The following is a 13,200-nucleotide window of genomic DNA, read 5'->3' as shown; positions in this document are numbered from 1 at the left end:
CTACTCCTTTCCTTCACTGCGTATAAAACGCGAAAAAATCGATGGCAGATGGCGTTCGAGCCATTCGGCACCGGCGACCTCCCTATCTTGCCAGGCCGCCAGCAACAGCGCCGGGGTCAGTAAATGCTCGGCTTCTTGCGCCAGCGGCCGGTAGCTCAGATGCCACGGCTCTACCGCCACGCCGCCACTGTCTTCGGTAAAGGGGCGATAGAAACCGAACTCGGCCATATGCGCCGTCAGCCACTGGTTGAGCGGCGCAAAGTAACCGCCTTCTTCATATTCCCACGGCTCCAGCTGCAGCTTTTGCCCTTCCGGCAGCAGCGACGGGTCGTACACGTCGAGATCGCTGCCCCAGTGATGGCGGCTGGCGCCCGGCAGGGCCGACCAGCGCAGGATTGCCTCACAGCGCTCGGCGGCGGACAGCGGCGCAACGTCTATCGGGCGGCTGTCCTTATCTAATACTGGCCGCTGGCCGCAGAATTTGCCATTCCAGATAGCCAACTGCCGGTCGAAATCGCGGAAGGTGCTGGCGGGCTGGAGATCGAATCCCGCCTCACGCGCCGCCTGCTGCATCGCCAGAAAGGCGTTGACCGCCTGCGGCTGCAGCCGGTGGTTCCCGCTCAGCGGCGCCAGGTGTTCGGTTGAGCGGCCGGTGAGCATCTCTGCGTTGATCATGCGACCAATTGCTCCATGATGCGTTGATACATGCGGCTCAGCAGCTGCAGATCCGCGGCGTTGACACATTCGTTGACCTTGTGGATGGTGGCGTTGACCGGCCCCAGTTCCACCACCTGCGCGCCCATCTGCGCGATGAAGCGGCCGTCGGAGGTGCCGCCGGTGGTCAGCAGCTGCGGCGTCAGTTCAGAATAGTGCTCGACGGCGTTGACCACCGCATCCACCAGCGCGCCGCGCGAGGTGAGGAACGGTTGGCCGGACAGCCGCCACTCGATGCTGTAATTCAACTGGTGGCGTTCCAGCAGCTCTTCCACGCGCTGCTTGATCATCGCATCGGTGAGTTCGGTGCTGAAACGGAAGTTGAACTGCACGTAAAGATCGCCTGGGATCACGTTGTTGCTGCCGGTACCGGCCTGCACGTTGGCGATCTGCATGCTGGTCGGCGGGAAGAACTCGTTGCCGCGATCCCATTCGATCGCCACCAGTTCATTCAGCGCCGGCATGGCACGGTGCACCGGGTTGTCGGCCAGGTGCGGATAGGCGACGTGCCCCTGCACGCCGTGAATGTGCAGATTGGCGGTGATGGAGCCGCGTCGGCCGTTTTTCACCACGTCGCCGACGCGCTCGGTGCTGGACGGCTCGCCGACCAGGCAGTAATCCAGGCGCTCATTGCGCGCCATCAGCGTTTCGACCACTTTAACCGTGCCGTGGGTGGCGCTGGCCTCTTCGTCGGAGGTGATCAGAAAAGCCAGGCGGCCCTGGTGATTCGGGTTGGCGGCGACAAAGCGCTCTGCGGCCACCACCATCGCGGCCAACGAGCCTTTCATGTCTGCCGCACCTCGGCCATACAGCATGCCGTCGCGGATCGCCGGTTCAAACGGCGGGTTATCCCAACGCTTTTCATCGCCGGTCGGCACCACGTCGGTATGCCCGGCAAACGCCAGGGTTTGCCCTTCGCCGCGCCAGGCCCAGAAGTTTTGGGTGTCTTCGAAGTCCATCGCCTCGACGGTGAAACCGATCGCCTGCAGGCGATCGATCATCAGCTGCTGGCAGCCTTCGTCATTTGGGCTGAGGGAAGGGCGTTTAATCAGCTGCTGGGCCAGTTCGATAACCGGGCAAGTCATACGGCGACCTCGGCGATAAATTGCTGGTAAGCGTCGGCGTTGAAACCGAGCAGGGCGTGGCCGTTGCCGTCGTCCAGCAGCGGGCGTTTGATGATCGCCGGCTGCGCCAGCATCAGCGCGATGGCGGCGTCGGCGTTATCGCAGGCGTTGCGTTGCGCTTCATCCAGCTTGCGCCAGGTGGTGCCGCGAGTATTGAGCAGCGGCTCCCAACCCAGTTGCGCGATAAAACCGCGCAGCTGCTGTTCGGTCAGGCCGTCGGCGCGGTAGTCGTGAAAATGATAGGCCACGCCCTGATCTTCCAGCCAGCGGCGGGCTTTTTTGATGGTGTCGCAGTTTTTGATGCCGTACATCGTCAGCGTTGTCTGTTGCGGTTTGTTTGCCATGGCGTAAAGCTACCTGTCTCGTCGAGTCGATACTGAGCGGCGGGCGCGATCTTTGGCCCTCTCGCCGCCCGGCGATAGCAGAGATAATGCCAGTAAAGCGGCGGCGAGATCCAGACAACGATGCGGGCGAGGTGCGATTGGGGGCCTGGGAGAGGGAGAGGCAACGTGGCGGAGCGGCGGCCTTCGCCGGCGGTGCTCTCGAAGAGATGCCGGCGAAGGCGTTCAGCCGCAAATGCGAATCTGAAGAAGAGGGCGTTACTCTTTATTTATTCTTATGTTTAAACGATCGGTTAAACAGCGCACGCGGGTAATGTGCAATAGCGGTTTTATCCGGCTGGCGCCGAGTTTTTTCATTATTCGTGACTTGTAATGATTGGCGGTTTTATTTCTGATATTCATGGCACTGCTGATATCGGCCAGCGATTTTCCCGTCGACCATTCCGAGAGGAAAAGCGACTCGCGCTGGGACAGTTGCGGCGGCTCGGTATAGTGGCTGTAACGTTTATATAAGTCGCCGATCAGGTGGCTAAAACGGCTCAATGATATAAGGTTTGATAATATAATGGTCTTTCTGTCGACAATCACCATTTCATGCGGGCAGTCAGTGATAATGACTATTTTGTAGGTGTTGGGGTTGGCATATTCATCGCGGTAACGCGCTTCAAAATTGGCGATGGTGACATCGATAAAGCAGACTCTTTTGCGGCTAAAGCCGGCCGGTGCGCGTTTTTCCGCCCAGGTTTGCTTAATGAGTTGTCGGATGCCGACGCTGGTATAGGCACACTCGCTGAAAATATCAACTTCCATTTTATTATAGTCCTTTACTTTCTATTTCCCGGTGAGGATCGATATCTTAAAACATAAAAAAAGAAACAATCTAAATAATTTCACATTGAACTTATCTTGTCGCGTAGGCGGAGGCCCTCTCTCGGCGGCGGCAAATAAGGAAAGCCTCATATACTAACATGATTTATAAAGAGTAAATCTGCTTTTTAGCCGGCCCTTTGGCCGGAGGCGGTTTAATAGAATAGAAATCCTCTATTAATACTCAGGTTATTAAAAGGAATTAACATAGATGTCACCTATCACAAAAGTAAATTCGATCGTTTTTATCGATAATTTTAGCGTGGCTGATTTCGTTAATAATTTAATAACTAAGATATTTCTTGTTTTCTTGCCGCGATGGCGGTTTTATTTTGAACGGTGAAAAGACAGTCTATGAGTTTATGTGGAAATTCGGTTTAAAATTGAGATAAAGATAAATCTAAACAAAGAAAATGCGATGTTTTGAGCGACGAACAGCGCGTAATGTGGGCGGTTGATACGGAGAGCTGGCGTGAAAGAATGTCATATCGAAATTTCCGATCGGGTAACGCCGGAAATAACGTCTTGTATTGCGGAGGGGTTGGACCGTTTTAATGATCAACAGATCGGCTACGGCGATCGTCTGCCGCTGGTGGTGGTGGTAAAAGATCCCGACAGTGGGGAGGTTCTGGGGGGAATTACCGGGCGTTCATCGTTAGGGCTGCTGTTTCTCGATCTCTTTTATCTGCCGGAAGCGCTACGCGGCGCGGGGCTGGGCAGCGAACTGTTGCGCCGCTTCGAACAGGAAGGCCGCCGGCGCGGTTGCCTTTCCGCCGTGTTGTACACCATCAGCTTTCAGGCGCCGGACTTTTATCAACGGCATGGCTGGCAACGCATGGGCGAAGTGCCTTGCTTGCCGCCGGGGACTAGCCGCATCTTTATGAGCAAAACCCTGTGAAGCGCGTTTAACGCACGTAGCCTCCCTGTTGCAGGCGCTGCAGGGAGGCGCCGTCCGCATACACCATGCCGGTGGTCAAATCGTGAAAGCCGTACTTTTTATAAAAGGCCAGCTTTTCCGGGACGGAATAGATGAAAATCTTGCCGAGCGGCGCCAGGTCTTGCATCACCCGATCCATCAACCGGCGCCCCAATCCCTGTCCCTGAAAGCGCGGATCGATCGCCACGTCGGCCAGGTAGGCGACCGAGGTCAGATCGCTGATGGCGTGCGCGGTGGCGATCAGCTCGTCGCCGATAAACCCCCAATAGCAAAACTGGCTGTGTTGGTAAACGCGCCGCAGGGTGTGTGGATCGCGCTTGCCCAGTCCGGCTGCCTCCAGCAATTCGCACAGCCGCTGCCAGTCGATGGCGCGGCGGTTCAGATCGGTGACAATTTCCATCGTTTTCCTCTAACCAATAACATTGAGAGCGGCGGCATAGTGCCGAATGGCGCGCTGATAGCCGCGGATGTCGGGGTCTGACGAGGTGTCCGCCAACAGCAACAACAGATCGGCCACGGCCCGTTTATTTTCGCCCAGGTTGTACAGCGCCATAGCGCGAAACAGCATCAGCTCGTTGGCCTGCGGGAACTCGGTCAGGCCATCGTCGAAAGCCCGTAGCGAAGCCGGGTATTCTCCCAGGGCGCGGTAGGTGCTGCCGAGGCCCAGCCAGGCCTCGCGGCGCTGGGCGGGCGGCAAATCGCGGGCCAGCGCCGCGAGGTAGCAGGGAATGGCCTGTTGCTCCAGACCCTGTACGTCATACAGGCAGGCCAGCTGAAAGTGCAGCATCGCCGCTTCCGGTTCTGCTGCCAGCTGCCGTTGCGCCAGTGCAGTGGCTTCCTGATAGCGGCCCTGCGTTTTCAGCTGTGAAAGAGACAAAGAGGTGGACATGATCGGCGCTCCATTGGCGTATTTTTATACCTTTTACACGCTATCGTGGAGAAATTGATATCACAAGGGAATAGCTGCACTGAGTATTGATCAGATAAATACGAAAATGTGCGCTAACCCCGGTTTCCGGGCCCGGCATCGTTCCCGTTTCCCTTCACATGGTCAAAAAACAGGCGTAGAATCCGCTTCGTCAAATAATTGAGGTTGTAAAGTATTATGGTTGATCGTGAATTAGGAAACTGGAAAGACTTCATTGATGAGATGTTGGGCAACTGACACAGCGTTGAAGCAGATGGCAAGGTTGAGTCATTGGAGCGTCACTGAAACACCTTGGGAACGAGATTATCGTTCGAAATAAAGCAGCATCGGTTCACCCGACGCTGCTTTTTTTATATCCCGCGGCTCACTCCCCGGCGGCCGTCGTATTGCCTGCCGGATGCGCTTTACCCGGGAAACGGCGGCGCACCAGCACGAAGAACAGCGGCACGAAGAAAATGGCCAGCAGGGTGGCAGAGATCATGCCGCCCATGACCCCGGTGCCGACCGCATGCTGGCTGCCGGAACCGGCGCCGCTGCTGGTGGCCATCGGCAGCACGCCGAAGATAAACGCCAGCGAGGTCATCAGGATCGGCCGCAGACGCATGCGTGACGCATCGAGCGTGGCGGACATCAGATCCTGCCCTTTATGGTTCAGCTCATTGGCGAACTCGACGATCAGAATGGCGTTTTTCGCCGACAGCCCAATGATGGTCAGCAGGCCAACCTGGAAATAAACGTCGTTCTCCAGGCCGCGCAGCCAGGTGGCGGCGACCGCGCCGATCACCCCCAGCGGCACCACCAGCATCACCGAGAACGGGATCGACCAGCTCTCATACAGCGCCGCCAGGCACAGGAACACCACCAGCAGCGAGATGGCGTACAGCGCCGGCGCCTGCGAGCCGGACAGCCGTTCCTGATAGGACATTGCGGTCCATTCCAGGCCAAAGCCGGTCGGCAGTTGGCTGACCAGTTTCTCCATTTCCGCCATGGCGGTGCCGGTGCTGACGCCGTTGGCCGCCTCGCCGACGATCTCCAGCGCCGAGCTGCCGTTATAGCGCTCCAGCCGCGGCGAGCCGTACTCCCAGTGTGAGGTGGCGAAGGCCGAGAACGGCACCATGCCGCCTGCGCTGTTGCGTACATACCATTTGTTGATGTCATCCGGCAGCATGCGGAACGGCGCCGCGGCCTGCACGTAGACTTTTTTCACCCGGCCGCGGTCGACGAAGTCGTTGACGTAGGTCGAGCCCCAGGCGGTGGAGAGGGTGTTGTTGATGTCGTCGATAGACACGCCCAGCGCCTGGGCCTTGCGCTGATCGATATCGATTTGCAGCTGCGGGCTGTCGTCCAGGCCGTTGTGGCGCACGCGCGACAGCAGCGGGTTTTGCCCGGCCAGCTGCAGCAGCTGATCGCGCGCCGCCATCAGCTTGGCGTGGCCGAGCCCGGCGTGGTCTTCCAACTCCATATCGAAGCCGGAGGAGTTGCCGAGGCCGGTGATCGCCGGCGGGCTGCTGGCGATCACCCGCGCTTCGTTAATCTTGTTGAATGCCAGCGTGGCGCGATCGATGATGTCGAACGAACTGTTGGCGCCCGAGGTGCGCAGATCCCAGTCTTTCAATCGCACGAACAGGCGCGCCACGTTCTGGCCGTTGCCGCCCGGGCCGGAGCCGATGATGGCGAACACCGACACCACATCCTGTTTCTCTTCGGTCAGGAAGTACTGCTCGACCTTTTCCACCACCTTAGAGGTTTGCTGCAGGGTGGAGCCCGCCGGCAGTTGCACCTGTACGGTGAAGATACCGCGGTCTTCCTGCGGCAGGAACGAGGTCGGCAGCTTGATGAACAGCAGCGCCATGCCGCCGAGCAACAGCAGATAAATCACCATGTAGCGGCCGCTGGCGTGCAGGATCCGCCCCACGCCGCGCTCATAGCGTTCGGCGTTGCGGTTGAACATGCGGTTGAACCAGCCGAAGAAGCCGCGCTTGCCGTGATGGTGCCCCTTGGCGATCGGTTTGAGAAGCGTGGCGCACAGGGCCGGGGTCAGGATCATCGCCACCAGCACTGACAACACCATGGCGGAGACGATGGTAATGGAGAACTGGCGATAGATGGCGCCGGTGGTGCCACCGAAGAACGCCATCGGCACAAATACCGCCGACAGCACCAGCGCGATGCCGACCAGCGCGCTCTGGATTTGCCCCATGGATTTGCGCGTGGCCTCACGCGGTGGCAGGCCTTCCTCGCTCATCACGCGTTCGACGTTTTCCACCACCACGATGGCGTCGTCCACCAGCAGGCCGATCGCCAGCACCATGGCGAACATGGTGAGGGTATTGATACTGAAACCGCAGGCGGAAAGGATGGCGAAGGTGCCCATCAGCACGACCGGCACGGCGATGGTGGGGATCAGCGTGGCGCGGAAGTTCTGCAGGAACAGGTACATCACCAGGAACACCAGCAGGATGGCTTCCAGCAGCGTTTTCACCACGTCCTTGATCGAGGCTTTGACGAACGGGGTGGTTTCATAGGCCACCTTGGCCTCCAGCCCGTGTGGGAAGTACTGCGACAGCTCGGCGATCTTGTCCTTCACCAGCTGGTCGGTCTGCAGTTCGTTGGCGCCGGAGGCCAACTTGATGTTCATGCCTGCGGCCTGCATGCCGTTGTAGCGGCTGAGGTAGTTGTAGTTCTCGCCGCCCAGTTCGACGGTGGCGACGTTGCCCAGCGTCACCAGCGAGCCGTCCTGATTGACCCGCAGCGTGATCTGGCGGAACTGTTCCGGCGTCTGGAGCTGCGACTGGGCGTTGATGGTGGCGTTCAGCGCCTGCTTGTCGACCGACGGCGTGCCGCCCAGCTGGCCGACTGCGACCTGGGCGTTCTGCGACTGAATGGCCTTGACCACGTCCTGGGTCGTGAGCTGGTAGCTGTTGAGCTTGTTGGGATCGAGCCAGATGCGCATGGCGTATTGCGAGCCGTACACGTCCATGCTGCCGACGCCGTTGATGCGGCTGAGCGGATCCTGCAGGTTGGAGACGATGTAATCGGCAATGTCCTGCTTGTCCATGCTGTTGTCGGTGGAGACGAACGCCACCATCATCAGCGTGGTGTCGCCGGATTTCGACACCGTGACCCCCTGATTCTGCACCGCCTGCGGCAGACGTTTGATCGCCGCCTGCAGCTGGTTTTGCACCTGCTGCATCGCCTCGTTGGGATCGGTGCCGGCTTCGAACGTCAGCGTGACGGTGGCCTGGCCGGTATTGGTGCTCTGCGACGACATATACATCATGTTGTCGAGGCCGGTCATATTCTGTTCAATGATTTGGGTAACGGTGTTTTCCAGCGTTTGCGCCGAAGCACCTGGGTAAGTTGCGCTGATGCGCACGTTCGGCGGCGCCAAATTCGGGTATTGTTCTACCGGTAGGGAAGAAATCGCCAACGCCCCGGTCAGGCAAAGAATAATTGCCAGCACCCAGGCAAAAATCGGGCGATCAATAAAAAAATTGGCCATGCAGCGCGAACCTCGTTATGACTTGTTCTATCTTTAAAACGCATCAGAATTATGCATTTCAGCGGCAGGGAAGGATTCCGGCGCTATTGCACTTTACTCGGGATAGCCGAGGAAAGCGTGGAGAAAAAAAGGAGATAGTGTAAATAACGGTAGCGGAAAACGGCGTGGGTGTACTGGCGTCGGTAATTGTACGCTATTAAGACATTTTTATTACTATCAAAGGCCTTGCGCATCTCTTCGCCGCAGGGAACCGGAAAGTAAAAACTGGACTTACCTTACAGCAGGAGCTTGGCATGGGAATTAACCCGGTATTTGCCCGTCGGCTTTATTTGTGCTGGCTGATCAGCCACAGTGAGCGGCCCAATGTGCCGCGGTTGATGGCGCTGACCGGCTGGCCGCGCCGCACGTTGCAGGATGTGCTGAAGGCGCTGCCCGGCATGGGCGTCGAGCTGCAGTTCGTGCAGCAGGGCGTGCGCAACAACGACGGTTTTTATCAGTTGGAAAGCTGGGGGCCGTTCAACAAGAGCTGGGTGCACCAGCATCATCAGGCGCTGCTCAGCGCCATCGAGTAAGCTGCCCCGGCGCATTGGCCGGGGCGGGGCGATCATTGACTTTTGTGCTCCAGGTACATCACCGTCGCCGCCACGCGAGAACGCACGTCCAGCTTGCGCAGTATGTTGCGGATGTGCACCTTCACGGTTTCTTCAGAGATATGCAACTGCGCCGCCACCTGCTTGTTGGACAGGCCGCGCGCCACCTCTTGCAAGACGTCCAGCTCGCGTTCGGTCAAGGCGGCGAAGGGATCGCGTTGCTCGCCGCGCGCCAGCAAATAGTCGGCCATGGCGTCGCTGATCACGTTCTGCCCTTCGGCGGCGGCGCTGATGTGTTCCAGCAGCTGTTCCGGCTCGCTGTCCTTCAGCAGGTAGCCGTCGGCGCCGGCGTCGATCAGCGCATACAGATCGCTGCGCGCGTCGGAAACCGTCAGCACGATGATGCGCGCATCCACGCCTTCGTCGCGCAGGGCCCGCAGCGTGTCCAGCCCGGACATGCCTTTCATGTTCAGATCCAACAAGATCACGTCCGGCGTGTGCTGCAGTGCCAGCGCAACCGCCTCACTGCCGTTCCCGGCCTCTGCCACCACGCCAAATCGCGCATCCAGTCCCAGCAGTTGTTTGATGCCGCGCCGCATCAACGGATGATCGTCAACGATCATGACTCGGTATTGCTTCATCACCATGAAATATGCTCCCTGTAGCAAGTAAAGCCACTCAAACGCGCCCTGGGGCGTGCTTCACAGTGGGACTGTCTCTTCAAAAATAGCGGCAATCTTCGCCGCAAACCTCCCCGGGCGGCCTTCTGCCCGGCGGCAGCCGTAACGCAAAGTGAACAGCGGCGAGGTCAGGGCGGGAATGTCAGGCAGACCGCCGTGCCGCCGCCGTTTCTGCGCCGAATGTGCAGCGTTCCTCCCAATCGCGCCGCGCGTTCGCTCATGATGGTCAAGCCGTAATGCCCTTCCGGTTCCTCCAGACTGGCGATGCCGCAACCGTCGTCGATAATGCTGAATACGTTGCCGCCTGCGGCGTTGACTTCGCAGCACAGGGTGATTTCATTCGCCCCGGCGTGCTTGACGGCATTGAGCACCGCTTCGCGTACGATCTGCAGCGCGTGCACCTGCTGCTGGGCATTGAGCGCCTGCGAAGGTAGCCGACAGTGTAACTGAATCCGCGCGGGGGTTAGAGCCTTTAATGGCTGCAACAGCTGCTCCAGCGCGGCGTTCAGGTCCGCCTCCTGAATATTGAGACGGAAGGTGGCCAGTAATTCTCTCAGTTGGCGATAGGCATCGGCCAGCGTGCGATCGAAATCGTCGATAATCACCTGCGCCGCCGGCGCATCGGTGGCGCGCCTGAGCAGCGTAAGCTGAATGCGCAGGAACGACAGCGTCTGCGCCAGCGAATCGTGCAGCTCCCGGGCGATGGTCGCGCGCTCTTCCATCAACAGCAAATATTGGTGCTGCTTTTGCGCCCGGTTGAAGTAGACGCCGCGGCCCAGCATGTTAGCCAGGCTCTGCATCAGATGAGGATGCGGCGGGTGCGCCTCGGGCTGCCAACGCAGCTCGCCAAGCGGTTTGTCGCTCTGGGTGATCGGCAGCGTGTTCCAGGCTTGCGTCGGCGCCGGTTCCCCTTCGTTCAGTTGCCATTGGCCGTGGTCGTCCGCCACGTTCAGCCGGATGCAGCGCAGCCGTTCGCTTTGGCGCACAATGCGCAGCACATTCTCGAACGCCTGCTGATCGATCTGGCGCACGCTCAGCGCCTGCGAACAGCGATACAGTACCTCCAGCGTTTCGTTGGCCTGCTGCAGGCGCCGAGTCTTTTCCTGCACTTTCAGCTCCAGCGACTGATAGAGCCGGGCCAGCTCGTCCGACATGGCGCTGAAGGTTTGCGACAGCACGCCGAGCTCGTTCGGCAGCGCCACGTCCAGCTGCGGGTGGCTGAAGTCGCGCTGCTGCACGCGCTGGCTGGCGTCGACCAGATGCTGCAGCGGCGTGACCACCTGGCGGCGCATAAAGCGAATGCAGAACAGCACCAGGCCAATGATGGCGGCGTAACCGATCACGCTGACGGCGGCCACCAGGGTGAGTTTCAGCTCGGAATAGCGCTGCAGGGCAGAAACGAAATGATCGACGCGGTTGACGTAGCCGGCGACCTCCGCCCGGTAGGCAGCCGCCTGCCCGCCGCGGATCTGGCGCTCCATCGTTTGCCATGCCCGTTGCAGCGCCAGATAGTGATTCCGCACCTCGGCCGGTACGTAAAACCGCGCCAGCTTTTGCAGCGCCGGCGCCTGTAAAGATTGCCGGTACTGCTGCAGGTGCAGCTCCAGCTCCGGGCTCTGCTGGTCGAGATCGAAGGCCAGCCGGTAGCTTTGCATGCGCAGCGAACCGGCGATATTGATCGCTTCGGCGTCGCTCTGGCTGCCGGCGACGGTGGTCAACGCCAACCCGGTGGCGAGCACCGACAGTATCACGATGCCGAACAGCGCTCTGGCCAGGCTGCCGGTCACGGAACGTTTAACAAGCAATCATGGATCCTTCTCTCAGGTGAGGCGCTTCGCCAGTTTCATTCGAAAGCAAAACTATAACTTTTGCAACTAAAATGCACCGCGATTTGTATCAAGTTGTCAACAAAACGGGAACAATTGTCGTCGTATAATCAAATGAATAGCGAAATGCCCGCCGATGTTCAGCGGCGGGCTGGTTTCCTCCGGCGATTTGTCTTTGGGGGGGCGAATCGCACTGGGTTTTATGCAATGTCATGCGCCTGAGCGCGACTTATTTTCCATTATTTTAAGCAATGTTAAGTTCCGGCTTGTCCGGCGGGGTGCGGTGTGATTTTTGTTGCAAATCGTCTGCCGCGGCGCAGCGCAATCGCGGTATGATCTTCAGGTTACTACTCAAGGGAAAAGGGCATGTCGTCAAAAATTGAGAATGTGAAGAAAGAGCTGCTGTCGGACAACTGGTATGTGCTGCACAAGTACACGTTCGATCTGAAACGCAAAAACGGCGGTTCGGTGCAACAGGTGCGTGAGGTCTACGATCGCGGCAACGGCGCCACCATTTTGCTGTACAACCGCGCCAAGGGCACGGTGGTGCTGACCAACCAGTTCCGCATGCCGACTTATGTCAACGGCAACGAAAGCGGCATGTTGCTCGAGGCCTGCGCCGGCCTGCTGGACGCCGATTCGCCGGAGCAGTGCGCGCGCCGCGAAGCGGTGGAGGAAACCGGCTTCCAGGTGAGCGAGGTCAAGAAAATCTTCGAAGCCTACATGTCGCCGGGCGGCGTGACCGAGATCGTGCACTTCTTTATCGCCGAATACCATGACGATGAGCGGCGCGCGGCCGGCGGCGGCATTGAAGATGAAGATATCGAAGTGATCGAACTGCCGTTCAGCGAAGCGGTGGCGATGATCGCCGACGGCCGCATTAAAGACGGCAAGACCATCATGCTGCTGCAATATTTGCAGATTCATCGGGTGATGGCATAAAAAAAGCCGGTCACGATGACCGGCTTTTTTATCGGCTTGCGCCAGGCCGCTTACTTCAGCAGCGCCTGCGCCTTGGCCACCACGTTGTCCACGGTGAAGCCGAACTCGGCGAACAGCTGCTCCGCCGGCGCCGACTCACCGAAGGTGGTCATGCCCACGATGGCGCCGTTCAGGCCCACGTACTTGTACCAGTAGTCCGCGATACCCGCTTCCACCGCCACGCGCGCCGTTACCGCCGCCGGCAACACCGACTCGCGGTACGCCGCATCCTGCTTGTCGAACGCGTCGGTCGACGGCATCGACACCACGCGCACCTTGCGGCCCGCCGCGGTCAGCTTGTCCGCCGCTTCCACCGTGATGCCCACTTCGGAGCCGGTGGCAATCAGGATGACGTCCGGCGTGCCCGCGCAGTCTTTCAGCACGTAGCCGCCGCGGTACACGTTCGCCAGCTGCTCTGCGGTGCGCGGCTGCTGGGTCAGGTTCTGACGCGAGAACACCAGGGTGGTCGGGCCGTCGTTGCGCTCGATGCCGTACTGCCACGCCACCGCCGACTCCACCTGGTCGCACGGGCGCCAGGTGCTCATGTTCGGGGTCACGCGCAGGCTCGCCAGCTGCTCCACCGGCTGGTGGGTCGGGCCGTCTTCGCCCAGACCGATGGAGTCGTGGGTGTAGACGAACACGTTGCGCAGCTTCATCAGCGCCGCCATGCGCACCGCGTTGCGGGCGTATTCCACGAACATCAGGAAGGT

14 protein-coding genes are annotated in these 13,200 nt (G+C 59.4%); 4 read left to right on the top strand and 10 right to left on the bottom strand.

Going from position 1 to position 13,200, the window contains the following annotated elements; translation table 11 throughout:
* The 4 genes from QOL81_RS20080 to QOL81_RS20065 form a co-directional block, all read right to left on the bottom strand.
* Entirely contained in the window at positions 1 to 675 is a 675-nt protein-coding gene (locus tag QOL81_RS20080) for a M15 family metallopeptidase (protein WP_060424817.1), read from the bottom strand.
* Positions 672 to 1,799 carry a succinyl-diaminopimelate desuccinylase gene (gene dapE / locus QOL81_RS20075; protein ID WP_047730121.1) on the bottom strand — a complete coding sequence of 376 codons (1,128 nt, stop codon included), beginning with the start codon at positions 1,797 to 1,799 and terminating at the stop codon, positions 672 to 674. Before dapE ends, QOL81_RS20080 begins: the two co-directional genes overlap by 4 nt.
* Positions 1,796 to 2,182, bottom strand: a complete 387-nt coding sequence (locus QOL81_RS20070) for an ArsC family reductase (RefSeq protein WP_038873652.1) — start codon at positions 2,180 to 2,182, stop codon at positions 1,796 to 1,798. The genes dapE and QOL81_RS20070 overlap by 4 nt, the downstream gene beginning before the upstream one ends.
* Positions 2,183 to 2,437: 255 nt before the next feature.
* A complete protein-coding gene (locus QOL81_RS20065; protein ID WP_070914512.1) occupies positions 2,438 to 2,989 on the bottom strand; it encodes a helix-turn-helix transcriptional regulator in 552 nt (183 codons plus the stop codon).
* Between the two features lie 529 nt (positions 2,990 to 3,518).
* Here QOL81_RS20065 and QOL81_RS20060 point away from each other — a divergent pair.
* A complete protein-coding gene (locus tag QOL81_RS20060; RefSeq protein ID WP_283440003.1) occupies positions 3,519 to 3,944 on the top strand; it encodes a GNAT family N-acetyltransferase in 426 nt (141 codons plus the stop codon).
* Positions 3,945 to 3,951: 7 nt separating this feature from the next.
* Here the strand turns inward: QOL81_RS20060 and QOL81_RS20055 are convergent, their stop codons facing one another.
* Both QOL81_RS20055 and QOL81_RS20050 read right to left on the bottom strand, forming a co-directional pair.
* Positions 3,952 to 4,383 (bottom strand): GNAT family N-acetyltransferase, encoded by a 432-nt coding sequence (locus QOL81_RS20055; protein ID WP_060441177.1) that lies wholly within the window; start codon positions 4,381 to 4,383, stop codon positions 3,952 to 3,954.
* A 9-nt stretch (positions 4,384 to 4,392) separates the two neighbouring features.
* Complete coding sequence (locus QOL81_RS20050; protein ID WP_169318666.1) at positions 4,393 to 4,872, bottom strand: tetratricopeptide repeat protein; 480 nt, start codon at positions 4,870 to 4,872, stop codon at positions 4,393 to 4,395.
* A 216-nt stretch (positions 4,873 to 5,088) separates the two neighbouring features.
* Between QOL81_RS20050 and ypfM the strand changes: the two genes are divergently transcribed.
* Positions 5,089 to 5,148, top strand: coding sequence for a protein YpfM (gene ypfM / locus QOL81_RS20045; RefSeq protein WP_100396732.1), 60 nt, complete (start codon positions 5,089 to 5,091; stop codon positions 5,146 to 5,148).
* Positions 5,149 to 5,275: 127 nt separating this feature from the next.
* On the opposite strand, the gene acrD is transcribed toward ypfM, so the two are convergent.
* The gene (gene acrD, locus QOL81_RS20040) at positions 5,276 to 8,413 is read right to left on the bottom strand and encodes a multidrug efflux RND transporter permease AcrD (protein ID WP_060452037.1); all 3,138 of its coding nucleotides are present in this window, start codon (positions 8,411 to 8,413) and stop codon (positions 5,276 to 5,278) included.
* A 293-nt stretch (positions 8,414 to 8,706) separates the two neighbouring features.
* On the opposite strand from acrD, the gene QOL81_RS20035 reads away from it, so the two are divergent.
* Positions 8,707 to 8,985, top strand: a complete 279-nt coding sequence (locus tag QOL81_RS20035) for a winged helix-turn-helix domain-containing protein (RefSeq protein ID WP_004941750.1) — start codon at positions 8,707 to 8,709, stop codon at positions 8,983 to 8,985.
* Positions 8,986 to 9,017: 32 nt separating this feature from the next.
* Here QOL81_RS20035 and QOL81_RS20030 read toward each other — a convergent pair whose 3' ends face one another.
* Both QOL81_RS20030 and narQ read right to left on the bottom strand, forming a co-directional pair.
* The gene (locus QOL81_RS20030) at positions 9,018 to 9,650 is read right to left on the bottom strand and encodes a response regulator (protein WP_049197963.1); all 633 of its coding nucleotides are present in this window, start codon (positions 9,648 to 9,650) and stop codon (positions 9,018 to 9,020) included.
* 161 nt (positions 9,651 to 9,811) lie between these two features.
* The gene (narQ, locus tag QOL81_RS20025; RefSeq protein WP_169318665.1) at positions 9,812 to 11,488 is read right to left on the bottom strand and encodes a nitrate/nitrite two-component system sensor histidine kinase NarQ; all 1,677 of its coding nucleotides are present in this window, start codon (positions 11,486 to 11,488) and stop codon (positions 9,812 to 9,814) included.
* A gap of 387 nt (positions 11,489 to 11,875) precedes the next feature.
* On the opposite strand from narQ, the gene nudK reads away from it, so the two are divergent.
* Entirely contained in the window at positions 11,876 to 12,451 is a 576-nt protein-coding gene (gene nudK / locus QOL81_RS20020; protein ID WP_025303814.1) for a GDP-mannose pyrophosphatase NudK, read from the top strand.
* A 50-nt stretch (positions 12,452 to 12,501) separates the two neighbouring features.
* Here nudK and QOL81_RS20015 read toward each other — a convergent pair.
* The coding region (locus QOL81_RS20015; RefSeq protein ID WP_283440002.1) for a transketolase-like TK C-terminal-containing protein at positions 12,502 to 13,200 on the bottom strand (699 nt) is incomplete at its 5' end.

Origin of the sequence: Serratia sp. CC22-02 (assembly GCF_900182895.1) — a bacterium.
GTDB classification, from domain to species: Bacteria; Pseudomonadota; Gammaproteobacteria; order Enterobacterales; family Enterobacteriaceae; genus Serratia; species Serratia nevei.
Note: the sequence above shows the minus strand (reverse complement) of the source record. Positions and strands in the feature narration are given on the sequence as shown.